General features: G+C 71.1%; 17 protein-coding genes. 11 read left to right on the plus strand and 6 right to left on the minus strand.

The window, feature by feature from the left end:
• Positions 1–172 precede the first annotated feature (172 nt).
• The 7 genes from ACFY1U_RS18130 to ACFY1U_RS18160 all read left to right on the plus strand — a co-directional run bounded on the left by ACFY1U_RS18130 (position 173) and on the right by ACFY1U_RS18160 (position 9,212).
• Positions 173–1,483 carry an ABC transporter substrate-binding protein gene (locus tag ACFY1U_RS18130; RefSeq protein WP_390695081.1) on the plus strand — a complete coding sequence of 437 codons (1,311 nt, stop codon included), beginning with the start codon at positions 173–175 and terminating at the stop codon, positions 1,481–1,483.
• Entirely contained in the window at positions 1,483–2,463 is a 981-nt protein-coding gene (locus tag ACFY1U_RS18135; protein WP_390695082.1) for a carbohydrate ABC transporter permease, read from the plus strand. Before ACFY1U_RS18130 ends, ACFY1U_RS18135 begins: the two co-directional genes overlap by 1 nt.
• Positions 2,460–3,350 carry a carbohydrate ABC transporter permease gene (locus ACFY1U_RS18140; protein ID WP_390695083.1) on the plus strand — a complete coding sequence of 297 codons (891 nt, stop codon included), beginning with the start codon at positions 2,460–2,462 and terminating at the stop codon, positions 3,348–3,350. Before ACFY1U_RS18135 ends, ACFY1U_RS18140 begins: the two co-directional genes overlap by 4 nt.
• A 26-nt stretch (positions 3,351–3,376) precedes the next feature.
• Positions 3,377–4,693, plus strand: coding sequence for a glycoside hydrolase family 36 protein (locus ACFY1U_RS18145; protein ID WP_390695084.1), 1,317 nt, complete (start codon positions 3,377–3,379; stop codon positions 4,691–4,693).
• A complete protein-coding gene (locus ACFY1U_RS18150; protein ID WP_390695085.1) occupies positions 4,690–6,702 on the plus strand; it encodes a beta-galactosidase in 2,013 nt (670 codons plus the stop codon). The genes ACFY1U_RS18145 and ACFY1U_RS18150 overlap by 4 nt, the downstream gene beginning before the upstream one ends.
• A 38-nt stretch (positions 6,703–6,740) precedes the next feature.
• Positions 6,741–7,517 (plus strand): Fpg/Nei family DNA glycosylase, encoded by a 777-nt coding sequence (locus tag ACFY1U_RS18155; RefSeq protein ID WP_390695086.1) that lies wholly within the window; start codon positions 6,741–6,743, stop codon positions 7,515–7,517.
• Between the two features lie 165 nt (positions 7,518–7,682).
• Complete coding sequence (locus ACFY1U_RS18160) at positions 7,683–9,212, plus strand: cytochrome bc complex cytochrome b subunit (protein WP_390695087.1); 1,530 nt, start codon at positions 7,683–7,685, stop codon at positions 9,210–9,212.
• On the opposite strand, the gene ACFY1U_RS18165 is transcribed toward ACFY1U_RS18160, so the two are convergent.
• From ACFY1U_RS18165 to ACFY1U_RS18185, 5 genes are all read right to left on the minus strand, one after another.
• Positions 9,130–9,534 (minus strand): cytochrome c oxidase subunit 4, encoded by a 405-nt coding sequence (locus tag ACFY1U_RS18165; protein WP_390695088.1) that lies wholly within the window; start codon positions 9,532–9,534, stop codon positions 9,130–9,132. The two genes, ACFY1U_RS18160 and ACFY1U_RS18165, sit on opposite strands and share 83 nt — an antisense overlap.
• Entirely contained in the window at positions 9,531–11,210 is a 1,680-nt protein-coding gene (ctaD, locus tag ACFY1U_RS18170) for a cytochrome c oxidase subunit I (protein ID WP_390695089.1), read from the minus strand. Before ctaD ends, ACFY1U_RS18165 begins: the two co-directional genes overlap by 4 nt.
• Positions 11,211–11,392: 182 nt before the next feature.
• Positions 11,393–12,424 carry an iron-containing redox enzyme family protein gene (locus ACFY1U_RS18175; protein WP_390695090.1) on the minus strand — a complete coding sequence of 344 codons (1,032 nt, stop codon included), beginning with the start codon at positions 12,422–12,424 and terminating at the stop codon, positions 11,393–11,395.
• Positions 12,421–12,642, minus strand: a complete 222-nt coding sequence (locus tag ACFY1U_RS18180; RefSeq protein WP_390695091.1) for a CDGSH iron-sulfur domain-containing protein — start codon at positions 12,640–12,642, stop codon at positions 12,421–12,423. The genes ACFY1U_RS18175 and ACFY1U_RS18180 overlap by 4 nt, the downstream gene beginning before the upstream one ends.
• Positions 12,626–13,315, minus strand: coding sequence for a HemK2/MTQ2 family protein methyltransferase (locus ACFY1U_RS18185; protein WP_390695092.1), 690 nt, complete (start codon positions 13,313–13,315; stop codon positions 12,626–12,628). The genes ACFY1U_RS18180 and ACFY1U_RS18185 overlap by 17 nt, the downstream gene beginning before the upstream one ends.
• A gap of 254 nt (positions 13,316–13,569) precedes the next feature.
• Between ACFY1U_RS18185 and ACFY1U_RS18190 the strand changes: the two genes are divergently transcribed.
• The 3 genes from ACFY1U_RS18190 (at position 13,570) to ACFY1U_RS18200 (ending at position 15,464) form a co-directional block, all read left to right on the plus strand.
• The gene (locus tag ACFY1U_RS18190; RefSeq protein ID WP_390695093.1) at positions 13,570–14,001 is read left to right on the plus strand and encodes a hypothetical protein; all 432 of its coding nucleotides are present in this window, start codon (positions 13,570–13,572) and stop codon (positions 13,999–14,001) included.
• 70 nt (positions 14,002–14,071) lie between these two features.
• Positions 14,072–14,722, plus strand: a complete 651-nt coding sequence (locus tag ACFY1U_RS18195) for a hypothetical protein (RefSeq protein ID WP_390695094.1) — start codon at positions 14,072–14,074, stop codon at positions 14,720–14,722.
• 94 nt (positions 14,723–14,816) lie between these two features.
• Positions 14,817–15,464 (plus strand): hypothetical protein, encoded by a 648-nt coding sequence (locus ACFY1U_RS18200; RefSeq protein WP_390695095.1) that lies wholly within the window; start codon positions 14,817–14,819, stop codon positions 15,462–15,464.
• Here ACFY1U_RS18200 and ACFY1U_RS18205 read toward each other — a convergent pair.
• The gene (locus tag ACFY1U_RS18205; RefSeq protein WP_390695096.1) at positions 15,442–19,173 is read right to left on the minus strand and encodes a hypothetical protein; all 3,732 of its coding nucleotides are present in this window, start codon (positions 19,171–19,173) and stop codon (positions 15,442–15,444) included. The two genes, ACFY1U_RS18200 and ACFY1U_RS18205, sit on opposite strands and share 23 nt — an antisense overlap.
• Before the next feature lie 333 nt (positions 19,174–19,506).
• Between ACFY1U_RS18205 and ACFY1U_RS18210 the strand changes: the two genes are divergently transcribed.
• Positions 19,507–19,668, plus strand: coding sequence for a hypothetical protein (locus ACFY1U_RS18210; RefSeq protein WP_390695097.1), 162 nt, complete (start codon positions 19,507–19,509; stop codon positions 19,666–19,668).
• The last annotated feature ends 60 nt before the right edge of the window (positions 19,669–19,728 follow it).

Here is a 19,728-nt window from a genome sequence, read left to right on the forward strand (position 1 = left end):
ATCACGAACATGTCGGTCACATTTCCACAAAGGTCCCCGGCGACTCTTGACGCATGACCGGACATAGGACTGATATAAGCGCCACGATGTTCGGTCGAGTTGATTTATGGTCGGTTTCGACTTTTTTTCGACGTGGGCGTTGTGACCGAACCCCTGCCTTCAGGAGCCGTACATGGACCTCTCATCCTCGGGTCTCTCCCTTCCCGCGACGAGCCGTCGCAGTCTGCTGCGCGGTGTGGGTGGCGCAGCCCTGCTCGCGGGTGCGGGCATACCCCTGCTGTCCGCGTGTGGCAGCAGTGGGTCCTCCTCGGACCCGAAGACCGTCAGTCTCGGCTCCAACTCCTCCGACGCGGTGCCCAAGAAGGCCTTCGCGGAGATCTACGCCGCCTTCACGAAGCAGTCCGGCATCAAGGTCGCCGTGAACACGAAGGACCACAACACCTTCCAGGAGCAGATCAACTCCTACCTCCAGGCCACGCCGGACGACGTGTTCACCTGGTTCGCGGGCTACCGCATGCAGTTCTTCGCGGCGAAGAAGCTCGCGACCCCGATCGACGACGTGTGGACGAAGATCGGCGGCAACTTCCCCGACGCGATGAAGCAGCTGTCCAAGGGCGAGGACGGCAAGTACTACTTCGTGCCGCTGTACACGTACCCGTGGGCGCTCTTCTACCGCAAGAGCGTCTTCAAGCAGCACGGCTACCAGGTGCCCACCACCTGGGACCAGCTGGTGACCCTGTGCAAGCAGATGAAGAAGGACGGCCTGGTCCCGATCGCGTTCGGCGACAAGGACGCCTGGCCGGCGATGGGCACCTTCGACCAGATCAACTTCCGGCTCAACGGCTACGACTTCCACAAGTCGCTGATGGCGGGCAAGGAGGCGTGGACGGACCCGAAGGTCAAGGCGGTCTTCGACCACTGGTCCGAGCTGCTGCCGTATCACCAGGACGGTTTCATGGGCCGCACCTGGCAGGACGCCGCCCAGACCCTGGTGTCGAAGAAGGCCGGCATGTACGTCCTCGGCTCCTTCGTGGCGCAGCAGTTCACCAACAAGGCCGACCTGGACGACCTGGACTTCTTCGCCTTCCCGGAGATCAACCCGCAGTTCGGGCAGGACACGGTGGAGGCGCCCACCGACGGCTTCATGGTCTCCAAGGCGCCCAAGAACCACGACGGCGCCACCAAGCTGATGGAGTTCCTGGGCACGCCGGAGGCCGAGCAGATCTACCTCAAGGCCGACTCCAGCGTGGTGGCCGCCTCCAGCAAGGCCGACACCTCGTCGTACACCCCGCTGCAGAAGAAGGCGTACGACATGATCAGCAACGCCAAGTCGCTGACCCAGTTCATGGACCGTGACTCGCGGCCGGACTTCACCTCGACGGTGATGCAGCCGGGTCTGCAGAAGTTCCTCCAGAACCCCAAGGGCGTCGACAGCCTGCTGTCCTCGATCGAGCGCCAGAAGAAGACGATCTTCGCGTCCTGATGAGCTCCGAAACGACTACGAAGAGCCCGGAGGCGGCCGCCGTGCCGCCTCCGGGCCATGCGCCTGCAACCAAGCGGGTCCCGCAGGGCCACAAGCGCCTGCTGACCCGCCGTGACCGCATCACGCTCGCCTTCATGGCGGGCGTGCCCACCGTCCTGCACGTGGCCCTGGTGTGGGTGACCGCACTGGCGTCGATCGCGCTGGCCTTCACCACCTGGGACGGCATCGGCTTCGACTCGATCAAGTGGGTCGGGCTGGACAACTTCAAGCAGTTGTTCACCGACAACCCGCAGTTCTGGCCGGCCGTCGAGCACAACATCATCTGGTTCGTGGTGCTCATCCTGATCCCCACCCCGATGGGCCTGTTCCTGGCCGTCCAGCTGGACAAGAAGATCCGCTTCTCCCGCGTGTACCAGACCGCGTTCTTCCTGCCGGTCGTGGTCTCGCTGGCGGTGACCGGGTTTGTGTGGCAGCTGGTCTACAACCCCGACACCGGGCTGATCAACAGCCTGATCGGGGCGAACAAGCCCGGCCACTACATCGACTGGATCGGTGACCCGCACCTGAACCTGTGGGCGGTGCTGATCGCCGCCTCGTGGCGGCACACCGGCTACATGATGATCCTCTACCTGGCCGGCCTGAAGGGTGTGGACCCCTCGCTGCGCGAGGCGTCCTCGCTGGACGGCGCGAACGAGTGGCAGACGTTCAAGAACGTCATCTTCCCCACCCTGCGGCCCACCAACACCGTGGTCCTGGTCGTCACGATCATCGAGGCGCTGCGCGCGTTCGACCTGGTGTTCGTGTTCAACAAGGGTGCGCAGGGCACCGAGCTGCTGTCGATCCTGATCACCAACAACATCATCGGCGAGTCCAGCCGGATCGGTTACGGCTCCGCCATCGCGGTGGTCCTGCTGGTCATCTCCCTCGCGGTCATCATCCCCTACCTGATCGCGACGTTCAGGAAGGAGCGGCGCGCATGAGCACCGTCAGCACCGCGGCGCCGCTGAAGCGCACCCCCGTCCGCCCGGCCCGGATCCTGCTGCACACGTTCCTGGTGGTCACCGCGCTGGCCTGGCTGGCCCCGCTTCTGTGGGCCATCTTCGCGGCCCTGCGGCCGTACTCGGAGACCAGCAACAAGGGGTATGTGTCCTGGCCCGACAAGCTGACGTTCGACAACTTCAAGAACGCCTTCGAGCAGTCGGACATGATGCACTACTTCGGCAACACGCTCATCATCGCGGTCCCGGCCGTGCTGATCACGCTGCTGCTGTCGTCGATGGTCGCCTTCTACGTCAGCCGCTTCGACTTCCGGCTGAACATCTTCCTGCTGCTGGTGTTCACCGCGGGCAACCTGCTGCCGCAGCAGGTCATCATCACCCCGCTGTACCGCATGTACCTGCTGATCGACCTGCCCGGCATCACGGTCAGCGGCAAGCTGTACGACTCCGCGCTCGGCCTGGTGCTGATCCATGTGGCGTTCCAGTCCGGGTTCTGCGCCTTCGTGCTGTCCAACTACATGCGGATGCTGCCGCACGAGCTGACCGAGGCCGCGCTGGTCGACGGGGCGTCGGTGTGGCGGATGTACTGGCAGATCGTGCTGCCGCTGTGCAAGCCCGCGATGGCCGCGCTGGCCACCCTGCTCTCCATCTGGATCTACAACGATTTCTTCTGGGCGATCGTGCTGATCTCCACCGGCGAGAACATGCCGATCACCTCGGCGCTCAACAACCTCTCCGGGCAGTACTTCACCGATCCCAACCTGGTCGCCGCGGGCGCCCTGCTCACCGCGATCCCCACCCTGATCGTGTACTTCGTACTGCAGCGCCAGTTCGTCAGCGGACTGACCCTGGGCGCCAACAAGGGCTGACACCCTCCCTTTTGAAAGAGACCTCCGTGCAGCACCACCCCTTCACCGTCGTCGCCTCCGTCCCCGTGGACCCGGCCAACGCCCGGGTCCACGAGGAGGGCTGGCAGTCCTGGAGCCCCAGCGGCGCCTACGCCCTCGGCGACGAGCCGTACCGTCCGACCAACGACAACTGGGCGACGGTCTGCTACCGCCCCGGCGTGACCGCCCCCGAGGGCACCTTCCAGGGCGAGGGCCTGCTGGCGCTCGACCCCGGCGACGGCTCCCCGGCCCGTCTGTGGGCGGCCGTCGACCCCACCGCGGAGGTGCCGTCCATCCGCCTGACGGTGACGGACGGCATCGCGGAGGTCACCGCCGACGGCGCGGTGAAGGAGTGGACGGGCGCGGACGTACAGACGGTACTGGGCAGTTGGGCCGACAGCCTCGGCGTCGAGCCCCCGCGCCCGGCACCGACCGTCTGGTGCTCCTGGTACGAGTACTTCACGAACGTCACCGAGGACGACATCCACGAGAACCTCCGTGCGATGGACACCCTCGACCTGCCGATCGACGTGGTCCAGATCGACGACGGCTACCAGAAGGCCCTCGGCGACTGGCTCACCCTCTCGGGCCGCTTCCGCTCCCGTGCGGGCATCGCGGACGCCATCCGGGCCCGCGGCCGCCGTGCCGGCATCTGGACGGCCCCCTTCCTGGTCGACCCGGCGAGCGACCTGGCCACCGAGCACCCCGACTGGCTGGTCCGCGACCCCGCGGGCGGCTTCACCCACGCCGGCCGCAACTGGGGCCACGACCTGCGCGTCCTGGACACCACGCACCCCGAGGCGGCGGCGTATCTCACCGAGGTCTTCCGCACCCTGCGCACCGAGGGCTACGACTACTTCAAGGTCGACTTCCTGTACGCGGGCGCGCTGGACGGCGTACGGCACAAGGACGTCGACGCCCTCACCGCGTACCGCGAGGGCATCGAGCTGATCCGCGAGGCGATCGGCCCGGACGCGTACCTGCTGGGCTGCGGCGCCCCGATCCTGCCCTCGATCGGCCTGTTCGACGCGATGCGGGTGAGCCCCGACACGGGCCCGCACCGCCGCCCCGAGGCCGACGACTACAGCCAGCCCGGCCAGGACCCGGCCGAGTTCACCGGCGCCGGACGCCAGTGGCAGCACGGCCGCCTCTGGGTCAACGACCCCGACTGCCTGATGGCCCGCCCGGCCGTGGAGACACGGGAGCGCTGGGCGGCACATGTGGAGGCGACCGGCGGCCTGATGGCCTCCAGCGACCGCCTCCTGTCCCTGGACGAGTGGGGCGTGTCCACCACCCGTCGACTGCTCTCTGGAGGCCGGCGATGACCCGTGACCTGAACGTGCCGGGCATCGCCTACGGCGGCGACTACAACCCCGAGCAGTGGCCCGAGGAGGTCTGGGCCGAGGACATGCGACTGATGGCCGAGGCCGGGGTCACCATGGTCAGCGTCAACATCTTCTCCTGGGCGCTGCTGGAACCCTCCGAGGGCACCTACGACTTCTCGCGCCTGGACCGCATCCTCGACCTGCTGCACGCCCACGGGATCGCCGCCGACCTGGCGACCCCGACGGCGGCCCCGCCGGCCTGGTTCTTCGTGAAGCACCCGGAAGCGCTGCCGGTGGACAAGGACGGCCGCAGACTCTCGTACGGCAGCCGCCAGACGTTCTGCCCGTCGAGCCCCGCCTACCGCGAGGCGGCCCTGCGGATCGTCGGCGAGCTGGCCCGGCGGTACGCGGACCACCCGGCGGTCGTGATGTGGCACATCCACAACGAGTACGGCTGCCACAACGCCGAGTGCCACTGCGACACCAGCGCGGAGGCGTTCCGCGCCTGGCTCCGGGACCGCTACGCGAGCCTGGACGCCCTCAACCACGCCTGGGGCACCACCTTCTGGAGCCAGTGGTACTACGACTGGGACCAGATCCTGCCGCCGCGCGCGACCGGCGCGGTCCCGAACCCGACCCATCAGCTGGACTGGCGCCGCTTCTGCAGCGACGCCCTGCTCTCGCTGTACGAGGCGGAGCGGGACGTCCTGCGGGAGGCCGCGCCGCAGATCCCCGCCACCACCAACTTCATGGTGATGTTCAACTTCGACGCCCTGGACTACTGGCGCTGGGCCCCGGAGCTGGACATCGTCTCCAACGACCACTACCTCCAGTCCGCCGACCCCGAGTCGCAGATCGACATCGCGCTCAGCGGCGACCTGGTCCGCTCGCTCGCGGGCGGCCCGTGGCTGCTCATGGAGCACTCCACGGGCGCGGTCAACTGGCAGCCGGTCAACCGGGCCAAGACGGCAGGGGAGTTGCGGCGCAACGCGCTGTCCCACGTGGCGCGCGGCGCCGACGGCATCGCCTACTTCCAGTGGCGGGCGGCGAAGGCGGGCGCCGAGCAGTGGCACTCGGCGATGCTGCCGCACGCGGGCACCGACAGCCAGATCTGGCGGGACGTGGTGCAACTGGGCGCGGACCTGCGGGCGTTGGCGGAGGTGCGGGGCGCCACCGGCACCGCCGAGGTCGCCGTCGTCTGGGACTGGAACGCCCGTTGGGCCATGGAACTGCCCTCGCAGCCCAGCGGCGAGCTGCACTTCCAGGACCTGGTCCGTGCCTGGTACGAGCCCCTGTGGCGCTCGGGCGTCGCGGTGGACTTCGTACGCCCGGACGCGGATCTGTCGGCGTACCGCCTGGTCCTGGCTCCTTCGCTGTACCTGATCGACGACGCGGGCGCGGCCAACCTCACCGGCTTCGCGGAGCGCGGCGGCACTCTGGTGGTCGGCTTCCACAGCGGGATGGTCGACGCCAACTGCCATGTGCGGCTCGGCGGTTACCCGGGCGCGTTCCGGGAGGCCCTCGGCGTCCGCACGGACGAGCTGTTCCCGCTGCTGCCGGGGCAGACGGTGGGCCTGAGCGACGGCAGCACGGGCACGCTCTGGTCGGAGCGGGTACGGCTGGAGGGCGCTCAGGCGGTGACGTCGTACACGGACGGACCGCTGGCCGGGGTGCCGGTGGTGACCCGCAACGCGTACGGCACGGGCGCGGCCTGGTACGTGGCCACCCATCCGGAACCGGAGGCCCTGGCCGGCCTCCTGGAGCGCATCCGCGCGGAGGCCGGGGTCGAGCCGGTGCGCTCCGCTCCGGCGGGCGTGGAGGCGGCCCTGCGGCGCGGCGCCGAGGCCGACTACCTCTTCCTGATCAACCACACGGACCAGGACGCGGAGGTCGCCGTCTCCCCGGGGGCGACCGAGCTGCTGTCCGGGAACCCGGTGGCCGGCGGGAGGGTGAAGGTGGCGGCCGGGGAGGCCGTGGTGGTGCGGGAGCCACGGTTGGGTACCCGGTAGCCAAGTCGCCGGAGCCTCCCGTAGCGAGGTGAGTGGTCATGCCCGAGCTGCCGGACGTCGAGGGGTTCCGGCAGGTCTTCGTGGACTGCGCGAAGGGGAGGGTGATCCGGCACGTCGAGGTCCGGGACGCGGGCGTACTGCACCAGGTGAGCGCGCGGCGGCTGCGGGAGGCGCTGGAGGGCCGGCGCTTCACCGGTGCGGAGCGCCACGGGAAGTGGCTCCTGGCCCGCACCGGCGGCCCCACCGTCGCGCTCCACTTCGGCATGACCGGCCTGCTGGTCTGCGCCCGCCCCGACGAGGAGGCCGCGCCCCACGACCGCGTCCTGTTCACCGTGGGCACAGGCCGCCAGCTCCGCTACCGCGACCAGCGCAAGCTCCAGGGCCTGTGGCTGGCCGAGGACGAATCCGCCGTCGAACGGCTGCTGGCGCGCCAGGGCCCGGACGCGCTGGCCATGGACCGCGAGCGGTTCGAGGCCGCGCTCCGCGCCCGCCGCGGCACGGTCAAGACGGTCCTCACCGATCAGTCCGTCGTCGCCGGCCTGGGCAATCTGCTGGCCGACGAGATCCTCTGGCGCGCGAGAGTGCGTCCCAGCGCCCACGCGAACGCCCTCACCGAGGACGACCGCCGCCGCCTCTACACCCACATGCGGCGCACCCTGCGCTCAGCGGTCCCCACCGGCCGCGTCCCACCCCGCGACTCCTGGCTCACCGGCCACCGCGACACCCCGTCCCCGCACTGCCCCCGCTGCGGCGAGCCGCTGCGCCGCTCCCGCCTGGGAGGCCGTACGACGGTGTGGTGCGCCAGGTGTCAGTAGCGCCGATCGGGTGCGGCAGCACCGGCGCACGAGTGTTTTGTGACCGAGGGGTACTCGCCGCGTGCGCTCCGGGCAAGGGATGCCCCGAGCGGGCGGTGTCGAAGGGAGAGCGGCCGTGAGGTGGGTGCCGTACGAGGAAGCCGTCGGCCGCGTCCTGGGCCCGTCGTGACCGCGTCCGGACCGGCTCGCCCGTCCCACCCCGGGGAGCGGCTGGCGGACGCGGTGGACGCCCGGCTGCCCGTGTACGACGGGGGCGGCAAGCTGTTGCGCAAGGCGTTCCCGGACCACTGGTCCTTCCTGCTCGGCGAGTTGGCGCTGTACAGCCTGCTCGTCCTGGTGCTGACCGGGGTGTGGCTGACCCTCTTCTTCAAGCCGGAGATGCGGGAAGTCGTCTACGACGGGCCGTACACCCCACTGCGGGGCGTGCGCATGTCGCAGGCCTTCGACTCCACCCTGCACATCAGCTTCGACGTGCGGGGCGGGCTGCTGATCCGTCAGATGCATCACTGGGCCGCCCTGGTGTTCGTCTCCGCGATCGGCCTCCATCTGCTGCGGATCTTCTTCACCGGGGCCTTCCGCAGGCCGCGCGAGCTGAACTGGGTCATCGGCGTCACCCTGTTCATGCTCGCCCTGGCCGAGGGCTTCGCCGGCTACTCCCTGCCGGACGACCTGCTCTCCGGCACCGGACTGCGCATCGCCGAGGGGATCATGCTCTCCATCCCCGTGGTGGGGACGTACATCGCCTTCTTCGTCTTCGGAGCCCAGTTCCCGGGCCACGACGTCATTCCGCGGCTGTACAGCCTGCATGTGCTGCTGCTGCCGGGAGCGCTGATCGCCCTGGTCACCCTGCACCTGATCCTCGTCTTCCACCTCAAGCACACCCAGTGGCGCGGCCCGGGCCGCACGAACGCGAACGCCGTGGGCAGGCCCCTGTACCCGAGCTTCACCGCCTCGTCGGCCGGCCTGTCCCTGGCCGTGTTCGGGGTGCTGGCCGTCCTCTCCGGCGTCGCGCAGATCAACCCGGTCTGGGTGTACGGCCCCTACCAGCCGGACCAGGTGTCCACGGGGTCCCAGCCCGACTGGTACGTCGGCTTCCTGGAGGGCTCCCTGCGGCTCGTACCGCCGTGGGAGACGAACATCGCGGGCCACACGCTGATGTGGAACGTCCTGCTGCCCGCGGTCGTCCTGCCCGCGCTGCTCTTCGCCGTCCTGTACGCCTACCCCTTCGTCGAGCAGCGGCTGACCGGCGAGTGGCTCACCGAACAGCACCTGTGCGACCGGCCCCGCGAACGGCCCGTCCGCACCGGCCTGGGCGTCGCGGGCATCACCTTCTACGGCGTTCTGGTGCTGGCCGGCGGCAACGACGTACTGGCGGCGACCTTCCGGATCTCGGTCAACGCCCTCACCTGGATCCTGCGCATCGCCCTGATCGTGGGCCCGGTGCTCGCGTTCGTGCTCACCCGCGCGCTGTGCCACGCCCTGCTGGAGGCGGAACGCGAACGTCTCGCCGAGGGCGAGGAGACCGGCGAGGTGCGCCAGAGCGTGGCCGGGGGCTACGAGAGCGGCCACCGCCCCGTCACCGACTTCCGGCCGGGCGCCCCGCGCGCCCCGCTCACTCCTGTGGACCGGCACCCCGGTCCACGTACTGGAACACCAGGCCAAGAACACCCCGGCCCAGCACGCCGAAGCCGATGAGGAACAGCCACAGGCCGTAGACCACGCCGGTCGCCGTGACCGCGAAACCGAGCGCGGTGACGATCGGCCAGGGGCTGTGCGGCGGGAAGAACTCCAGCGGCCCGGCGGCGTCGGCCACCTCGGCGTCCCCGCGGTCCTGGGGGCGCCGGCCGTGCCGGGCGTACTGCACGGCGCAGAAGAACGACACCAGCCCGGCCATCGCGAACGCCACGACGAGCGCCGCGGTGCCCGGCGGGTCCCAGTGGGACCACACGCCGTAGAGCGCCGCCGAGCCGCCGAAGAAGGCGGCCACGGCACCGAAGAGCACGGCCTCCACCTTCACTGGAGTCCCTCCTGCCTGGCCTGCTGGACGACGTCGGGGTGGTGCAGGTCGAAGGCCGGGGACTCCGAGCGCACCCGGGGCAGCGCCGTGAAGTTGTGCCGGGGCGGCGGACAGGAGGTGGCCCATTCCAGGCCCCGCCCGTAGCCCCAGGGGTCGTCCTCCTCGACGGCCCGCCCGTGCCGGGAGGTGTGCCACACGTTGTAGAGGAACGGCAGCGTGGACACACCGAGCAGGAAGGCGCCCGTCGACGACAGGGTGTTGAGCAGGGTGAACCCGTCGGAGGGCAGGTAGTCGGCGTACCGGCGCGGCATGCCCGACTCGCCCAGCCAGTGCTGCACGAGGAACGTCAGCTGGAACGCCGGGAACAGCAGCCAGAAGTGCAGCTTGCCCAGGCGCTCGTCGAGCATCTTCCCGGTGATCTTCGGCCACCAGAAGTAGAAGCCCGCGAACATCGCGAAGACCACCGTGCCGAAGAGGACGTAGTGCAGATGGGCCACCACGAAGTACGTGTCGGTGACGTGGAAGTCGAGCGGCGGCGAGGCCAGCAGCACCCCGCTGAGCCCGCCCAGCAGGAACGACACCAGGAATCCCAGCGACCACAGCATCGGCGTCTCGAAGGACACCGACCCGTGCACCATCGTCCCGATCCACGCGAAGAACTTGATGCCCGTGGGCACCGCGATCAGGAACGACATCACGGAGAAGAACGGCAGCAGCACGGCGCCGGTGGCGAACATGTGGTGCGCCCACACCACCGCCGACAGCATGGTGATGGTGGTCGTCGCCCCGATCATCGGCAGATAGCCGAAGAGCGGCTTGCGCGAGAACACCGGGATGATCTCCGAGATGATGCCGAAGAACGGCAGCGCGACGATGTAGACCTCGGGATGCCCGAAGAACCAGAACAGGTGCTGCCACAGCAGGGCGCCGCCGTTGGTGGCGTCGAAGACGTGCGAGCCGAACTTCCGGTCGCACTCCAGGGCCAGCAGCGCGGCCGTGAGCACCGGGAACGCGGGCAGCACCAGGATCGACGTGAACAGCACGTTCCAGGTGAACATCGGCATCCGGAACATGGTCATGCCCGGGGCGCGCAGACACAGGATCGTGGTGATGAAGTTGACCGCGCCCAGCGTGGTCGACACCCCGGTGACCACCAGACCCATCACCCACAGGTCGCCGCCCGCGCCGGGCGAGAAGTACGCGCTGTTCAGCGGCGCGTACGCGAACCAGCCGAAGGCCGCCGCGCCGCCCGGCACCACGAACCCCGACACCACCATCAGACCGCCGAACAGATACATCCAGTACGACAGCGCGTTGAGCCGGGGGAACGCCACGTCAGGGGCGCCGATCTGCAGGGGCATCACGGCGTTCGCGAACCCGGCGAACATCGGGGTGGCGAACAGCAGCATCATGATCGTGCCGTGAATGGTGAACAGCTGGTTGTAGGTGTGCTCGTTCATGAACTGCAGCCCCGGGCGGGCCAGTTCGGCACGCATGCCGAGGGCGAGCAGGCCGGCGAGGAGGAAGAAGCAGAACGAGGTCACCATGTACAGCCGGCCGATCACCTTGTGGTCGGTCGTCGAGGCCCAGGTGAGCAGCGTGCGTCCCAGCGGGACGGTGGCGCCGCGAGACGCACGCCCCGCGCCTTCCTCGAGGCGTTGCGACGCTTCGGTCATGGTTCTCCTCAGCCGTGCCGAGAGCGAGAAGCGCCTCGCGAGTGCCCGCCCCGACCGACGGGAAACCGGCGACTCCTCTGCGTGACGACGCTACCCACGCGTCGGGCGGTGCAGCGTCTGCCACGCCTCCGGGACCGGACCGGATCGCCCGGCCGCGCCGACTCCCGTCGTCATCGGGGTCTTCACCGGGGCGTCGACGATTCATGGGCCGGGGGTACCCGGTCCCGGCGGCGCCAGTCCGCCAGCAGCCTGGCCGCCAGGGCGTCCTCCAGCTGACCGGTCGTACGGATCCCGAAAACCACATCGGCCTCCAGGTCCGGATCGCTCTCCAGGAGCCCGCCGACGACGTCATGCCGTACGACCTGCTCGTGCACGGCGTCGGCCTCGACATGCTCGGTGTAGAAGCGCACGGCCGCGCGTCCCGCCCCGGCCCGCCGCATCGCCTCGGCGAGGCGGCGGGAGGCCGGGGACGAGGTCACCTCGACGGCGGCGAAGTGCCCGACGAGCGCGCCGCGCAGCGCCCGGTGCAGACCGAACAGGGACATCAGGTTGACGGTGGCGAGCGCCTCGGCGGGGGCGGCGTCGACATAGTGCCCGTACGCCGTCTCCAGCCCCAGGTCCGCCATGAGGTCGGCGTACAGCTGCGCATGGATCTCGTCCGCCCGGCCCGCGCCGAACTCGTCGAACTCGACCGCGACCATCGCCGCCTTGGCCCGGCCGTGCAGCCGGGGGATGACCCAGGCGTGCGGATCGGCTTCCTTGAGGTGGTAGAGCGAGCGCAGGGCCGCATACTCCCGCAGATGGCCGAGATCGCCCTCGTCGCGCAGGAAGTGCGAGACGCTGCCGACGGGCTCGACCGGTTCGACCTGCAGTTCGTCCAGCGCCTGCCGGGCCGTGTCGGTGCCGTCCACCGGCACGTCCGCGCGCAGCGCACCCAGGAAGCGGTCCTCGATCGCGGCGCGGCAGGCCAGCAGCCCGCTGTCCCATTCCAGCCCCTCGGGCACGCCCTGGAAGCCCTCGTAGTGCAGCTCGTAGAGGACGTAGAGGGCCAGCTGCAGGTCCTCACCGTACGGCGCGCGGTCCGCGGCAGGCGGAATGCTCTCGGGGACCGAGCCGCGCAGCAGGCCCAGCACGGCGGCGGAGAGCGGGCCACGGGGTTCGGGCAAGGGCGGTGGCCGGTGCCGCGACTGGTCCCGGGGGCGGGGCGCGCTCATGCGGTGCCGCCTTCGCAGGGGCGCCCGCCGCGGCGGCGATGGCTGGTGTCGCACCAGGGGAACGTACGGCTGCGGCGGCAGGTGCAGACGGCCACGGTGAAGCGCCGGGAGACCGTCACCTCGCCGTTCTCGTCCACCACTTCGACCGGCCCCTCGATGAGCAGGGGCCCGTCGCGCTGGACGCGAACCCGGCGGGGCCGGTCAGATGTGTTCGGCACGGATCACCACCAGCTCCTCCGTCGTACCGTCGGCCGTCAGCCCGCGAGCGCGCAGCCAGCCGAGCCGTGAACGCAGCACGCGGCCGAACGGGAGCCGGGTCCGGTCGACGACCTCGGCCCGCAGACCGGCGCCCGCGAGGCGGGCCAGCGTGGCGTCGATGCCGCACAGATGCGAGTGCACGAGCAGCAGTGCGCCCGTCGGCCGCAGGAACGTCGACGCGGTGTCGCAGATACGGTCGATCAGCAGCCGGCCGTCCGGGCCGGCGTCCCAGGCCCGGGCGGCACCCACGGGCGGTGTCTCGTCCCGGGCGGGCACATAGGGCGGGTTGGCGACCACGAGGTCGAAGCGGCGGCCGGGCACGGCCGAGGCGAGGTCGCCGTGGCGCACCCGCAGGGTCTGGCCGTTCAGCAGGGCGTTGAACCAGGTGGCCGCGACCGCCCGCCAGGAGATGTCGACCGCGGTGACCCGGCCGCCGAGCCGCGCCGCCTCCACCGCGAGCACTCCGCTCCCGGTGCCCAGGTCCAGCACGTCCGTACGTTCCGTGATCGCCTCGCGGTACATCGCCCGCCGCAGCAGCCGGGTGTCGGTCTGCGGGGCGTAGACACCCCGCGGGACCCAGCAACGGGGCGGGGCGGCCACGACCGGGCGGCTGGTGGTCAGAGGTGTCTCCATCAGCCCGAGCCTCCCGCGTAGGACGAGTGTCACCGGGACGAACCGGCGGCGCCCCACGGGTACCCCCTGGCGACAGACGTAACGACCGGTGCCGACTGCGACGAACTCCTGGTGCTGGTGAGGCGTCTTGGCCGTTCGCGGCTCCGGCGTGCACCGGACGGATTGATTACCCGCCGGATCCGACTGTCTGATCAACGGCCCGCCCCCGAGATTCGGTGGTGCCTGAACCCAACCGGACAGAAGGGAGCGGAGCCGTGTCCCGTTCACTCCGTAAGAGAATCGTCGGCGCCCTGGCCGTGGCCGCCCTCGCGGGAGGGTCGCTGACCCTGGCCGCAGGCGGGGCCAGTGCCGCCACCATTCCCCCGCCCCGCCCCTACCCCCACCCCGCCTGCAACTCCCCGGTCTTCACCGCCTGCGTCGAGATCGTCAACCAGAGCGTGGACGCGTACAGCTGGCGTATCAGTGTCACCGAGCCCAACGGTCACCGGTGGAACCGCTGCCTCACGGGCGGCCGGCCCGGCCAGACGAGCTACTACCCGAGCGTGTGGTTCTCCAACAGCGACCGGGTCTCGCTGACGGCCTTCCGCGGCGGAAGCTGCGAGGGATGGAGCCAGAACGACGACTGGTGGGGCGACTGGCGCTCGACCGACGACCAGTACCACCTGATCGTCGTCAACCGGCACTGACCGTCGTACACCGCTCGTACTGCCGGACCCTCTCCCCCCATTGCCTCTCTCCCCGCAAGGAGCCACCCAAGTGCGTCCCGACGCTCTGACGACCCCCGCAGCAGAGCCCGTAGTGAACAAGAAGAGCAAGCACCGCCGCTGGCTGGCACCGGTGCTGAGCCTGGGTCTCGCCCCGCTCGTCCTGCTGGCCTCGCCCGGCTCCGCCTCGGCGGACACCTGGTGCTGGAAGCCGGACGGCTACGACATCCGCAAGGGCGACACCACCTGGGCGAAGCCGCAGTCCCAGGCCGGCAACACCTGGCAGGACTGGGTGTGGCGCGGCCCCACCTTCCGCTGCCCCTGGAACGCACCCAACTGCTCCTACGCCTGGCAGCAGTCGAAGACGACGGGCTGGCAGTGGTCGGTCGGCGTCAGCGTCAGCAACCCCGTCCCCTGGCTCAACCAGGTGCTCGCCAGCATCACCCCCTCCTACGGCCGCAACGGGTCCACCTCGACCTCGTTCACCTTCACCACGAACCTGAGCCCGGGGCAGTACGCCCAGCCGATCCAGGTGGTGGAGCGCCGCTGGACGCAGGGCACCTTCGTGGGCGCCTTCCGCACCGACCACTCCGGCTGCGAACACGGCAGTGAGCGGTACTGGTGGGACGGCAACTACGAGTGGGGCCACTGGGAGGCCAACCTCCGGGTCAACGACTACGGCACCTACAACATCTGGCGCTGACACCCCAGACCGGCCCGGCCCCGGTGTTCCTGCACCTGCACCGGGGCCGGGCCTCCTTCCCGATCGACCTCCGACCTCGTGAGGAACCCCGGCCATGCACCCGCGCCGTCTCAGCCGTCTGCTCCGCACCGCCGCTCCCGCGGCCGTCGCCCTCCTGTGCGCTGTGCTGGCCTCCTGCTCCTCCGGCAGCGCGTTCCCGGCCGCCGCAGGAGCTTCCCCCACCGGTGCGGCTGCGACGGCGGCCGTCTCGCCCGGCCCCGCCGTCGCCCCCTCCGTCACTTCCTCGCCCAAGACCCTGCCGCCCTCCCACCTGTGCACCGTCCTCGACGAGTCCGCCGCCCGGCAGGTGCTGACCGCCCCGAAGCCGGCCCCCCGCCTCGCACCCGGCAAGGGCACCGCCCCGGACTCGTGCAGCTACGCCTCCGGCGACGGAAGCGCCCTGCTGACCCTCAACCCGTCCGCCCGTTCCTACGACGCCGAGGTCTCTGCCTCTCACAACCTGGTCCGCGACCCAGCGTCCGCGGGCATGCGCGACGTGAAGGTCACCGAAGTCACCGGGTTGGGGCAGGGCGCCTTCCGTGAGACCGTCCAGGTGCTGCAGCCGCCGCAGAACGTCGCCTACGTGGTGTGGCGCGCGGGTTCCAGGACCTGGGTGCTCACCCTCGCGGAGACAGAAGGGGCGACGGACGCCGCCCGGCTCGTATCGCTGGCCCGGCAGCTCACGCCCCGGCTCCCGCACTGACCCCGCACGGCCGCCGGTAAGGCGCGTCCGGCACGTACGTCCGCCACTGTTCCGGCGTCAGGTCGGTTCCCGCCCTGGCGCAGACCCGCGCGATCGCCCGTCCGGGATCGACGGCGTACCGCTGGAGCGGGACGTGCGCACTCGCCGCGTACAGGGTCCTGCCGTCGGGTGAGAAGGCCAGGGACTGGATGCCGTCGCCGGGTGTGGTCAGCGGGGTGCCGAGGGGCTGGCGGGTCGCCACGTCCCACAGCTGCACGCTGCCGGCGTCGCCGCCCACCGCCAGCGTCCGGCCGTCGGGGCTGAACGCCAGCGCGTTCACCGCCTCCGGGCGGTCACCGAGCGGCTCCGGGAAGACGTTGCGCAGCACACCGGCTCGCCGGCTCGCCGTCCCGTCCCACAGGGCGACCCGGCCCATCTGGTCGCCGGCCGCGAGCAACGAGCCGTCGGCCGAGAACCCCACCGCGCCCACCTGCTCACCCTGCACCAGGTCACGGCTGGTGACCTTGTCCGACGGCAGCCCGGCGATGCGTCCGTCACCGACCAGCAGCCGGCCGTCGGGGCGGACGGCCAGGTGGATGCCGACCAGCCCCGGCAGCACCGCCGTTCTGCGGCGGGCCGCCGTGTCCCACACCTCGCCGTACAGGTCGCCGCCGGGCCGAAGAGAGGAGCGGGCGGCGTACAAGGTGCGCCCACCGGGTCCGAGAGCGGTCTTCACCACCGGTTCGCCGCGCAGGATCATGGTGGAGCGAACACGGTGACGGGCGACGTCCCACACCGTGAAGGACTGCGAGACGACCTCCTGGCCGGGCGCCGAGACACCGTACGCGAGCGCCGTGCCGTCCGGGCTGAACGCCAGCAGGGGGAGGGGGTCGACGGGCATCACCGGGTCGGGATCGCGGGCGACGGGCACGTTCACCGGGGGCAGGGTGCTCAGCAGACGGTCGTCGGCGGTGGCGCGGAGCCGGAAGAGGTAGCGGTCACCGGATCGCTCGGCCGTGGCGTACGTACGGCCGTCGGGGCCGGCGCCGACGGCGTCCAGCGGGGCGGCGCGCCAGGCCGGGGTGAGAGCCGGGCCGAGGTCGAGGGTGTGGACGGTGCTGCCCTCGAGGTAGCGCAGGGTGCGGCCGTCCGGGCCCCAGGCCAGGTCGCCGTAAGGGCGCTGGTTGTTCAGGGAGTGCCGGAAGACGGGGACGTCGGGGGCCGCGAGCCGCCACACCCGGATCTCCTCGTGGTCGGCCGTCGCCAGGAAGGAGCCGTCCGGGCTGAAGGAGGCGTGGTCCACCCCGTCGTCGGCGAGGTCGGCGATCCGCTTGCCGGTCCCGGTGTCCCAGACCTGGAGCCTGGTGTCGGTGGCGGCGGCAAGCCGTTGTCCGCCGAGCGCGAGGACGGTCGTGTTCGCGTCCGCGTCGCAGAGGCGGTCCTTGTGCCAGGCGCCGGGCAGGGCTCGGCGACCGGGGATGTCCCACAGCTGCGGGGCCTGTCCGCCGGAGCAGACGGCCGCGCGCCGTCCGTCCGTGCTGAGCGCCGTGACCGTGATACCCGGTGCCGGGGCCTCGAACAGCACGCGGCCGTCCGCGACCGAGCGCAGCCGAAGCCGGCCGCCCTCGGTGACCAGGAAGGTGCGGTCGTCGCTGGGAAAGCTGACGTCGGCGTCCGTCGGCAGCGGGCCACCGCCGCCGGTCCAGTGCCCGGTGGCCGTGTCCCACAGCCGTATCCCGTCATGACCGTTGATCACGAGCACCCGCACGTCCGGGCTCGCCCCGAGGACCATGCCGCCCGGCAGCCGGCCCGAGCCGGTGCGCCGGCCCGTTCGCACGTCCCAGGTGCGCCAGCTGCGGTCGGCGGCGCTCAGCAGCGTACGGCCGGAGACGGAGAGCCAGTCGGTGTCGCCGGGCACGGGGTCGGTGAAGGTGTCCGTCTCCTGCTGGGCGAGGGAGCCGAGCAGGGCGCGGCGGGTCTCGGGCAGCTCGGCGACGCGCCAGGCGGCCGCGCCCAGCAGCAGCGCGGTGTGCGGGTCGGTGGTGCGCAGCGCGTCGGCCACGTCGGCGACCTGGCGGGCCGCTTCCTGGGTGCGCCGGCGCTCGTTGTCGTCGTAGGCCTGCCAGACGGCGAGAGCCGTCAGCAGCGCCACCGCGAGGACGGCGGACAGCGATCCGGTCAGGATGCGGTGCCTGCGGCTGATCCGGGCCGCGGCCCGTTGCTCGGCCTCCCGGGCGTCCAGCGCGGCGGACAGGAAGTCCCGCTCCGGCACCGTCAGCGCGGGGTCGGTCGCCGGGTCCGGGAACAGCTCCTCGGTTCGGGCCAGCCGGTTGCCCCGGTACAGGTCGCCCGGGTCGCGGTCGTGTTCCAGCCAGGTGCGGGCCGCGTCCGCGAGCATCCGGTGGTGCCGCAGCCGCTCCCGGTCCTCCTCGATCCAGCCGTGCAGCCGGGGCCAGCAGGTGATCAGGGCCTCGTGGGCGAGCTGGACGCCGTCCTCGTCGGCGGTCAGCAGCCGGGCCCGGGTCAGCCGCTCCACCACCACCCGCACATCGGCGTCCGCCCACTCCTCCAGCTCGGCCCGGGTGAGCGGTCGGCGGGTGTCGGGGGTGCCCTGGCCCGGCTCGACCATCCGCAGCAGTACCCGCCGGGTGGCACCCGCCTGGGCCGGGGACAGTCCGCCGTACACCTCCTCCGCGGTCGCCGCGATCGCGCCGCGCACTCCGCCGGCGGCCTCGTACCCGGCCAGGGTGAGCATCCGGCCCCTGCGGCGGCGCCAGGTCTCCAGCAGGGCGTGCGAGAGCATCGGCAGCCCGCCGGGCTCCCCCTGCACCTCGTCCATCAGACGGGCGGTCAGCGTCCGCTCCACACGGCATCCGGCGGCCTGCGCCGGTCCGGTCACCGCCTCTCGCAGTTCGTCCGCCGTCATCGGGCCGAGCAGCAGCCCGGCGCCGCGCAGCGCGTCGGCGAGGCCGCGGTGCTCGGCGCAGCGGGCGTAGAAGTCGGCGCGTACGGCGACCAGCACGCGCAGTCTGCTGTCGGGGTCGCGGGCGGCGAGCAGCAGGTCGACGAAGCGGGAACGTTCCTGTGGATCGCGGCAGAGGGTGAAGACCTCCTCGAACTGGTCCACCACCACCCAGCTCTCCGGCTCGTCCTCGGCCGGGCTCAGCAGATGGCCGTACGTCGTGGCCGGCTTGGCTCCCGGGGTGAGGATCCGCAGGGCGGCCGGGCAACCGCGCGCCGCGATCTCCTCCTGCAGCCGGGGGATCAGCCCGGCCCGCAGCAGGGACGACTTCCCACTCCCCGAGGGGCCGAACAGCACCGCGAACCGGTGCTCGCACACCAGGTGCCCGACCTCGTCGACCATCCGGTCGCGGCCGAAGAACACATGCCGGTCGTCCGGCTCGAACCGGGCCAGACCGCGATACGGCGACGGAGCGTCCTCACCGTCCTCCGCGGGGGCCTGGTTCGCCTCCGCCTCGGCGGCCTTCCAGCGCGGCTCCCACTCGGCCGGCTCGCCCCCGCAGGCGCGTACATAGCCCTGGACCACGGCTAGGGACGGCAGCCGTTCACCGGCGGCGGCCAGCGACAGCGCGGTCGCCGAGAAGCCCGCCGCCTTCGCCATCGTCCGGTACGAGGGGCTTCCGGCGGTCTTCCGCAGCTCGCGCAGCTCGTGCGCGAGCCGCTGGACGGGCCCGGCCGTTGGGTCCACTGGTCTCTCGGGCCGCCCCATGAGGCGTACCTCCGTAGGTGCGGTACAGGACATCCTGACATCGGAATGACGACCCTACGGATAGCTGGATGACAGCCAGGTTGCCCGTGGGTGGCGGGCAGGTAACCGCGGCCGGACGGCCGGGGCCTGGAGGCCACCGAGGGCGCTGTACGTGACGGCGGTGCCCATGCCGGTGGAGGCCGGGGAAGGAAAGGCTGCCGCCGGGTCCGATGTTCTTCGGGCCCCTTTCGTGCGGTGCACCGTTGCCGGGAAATGGCGTCGTGGCGGCAACCTTCTCGTCTCCTGCGGCAACTGGGAGCCGGAAGTCCGAGCCGAACTACCGAATGGACGGGCATGAGGGCAACGAAGCACGCCGCGCCGCAACCGTGGCGCAGGCGCGGACTGGTCACGGGTGTTCCCCTGGGGCTGCTGGTCGTCGGTGTGCCGGCGTGCCTGGACCTGACCGTCCTCACCGGGACGGTGCAGCCGCCCGGCGTCCAGTTCGCCGGGCATTGACCAGCTTGCCGGCCGGCCTTCACCGGCCCGCGACCGAGCACGGCCGCCGTTCGAATACCG

This window comes from Streptomyces sp. NPDC001351 (assembly GCF_042896045.1).
Lineage (GTDB): Bacteria > Actinomycetota > Actinomycetes > Streptomycetales > Streptomycetaceae > Streptomyces.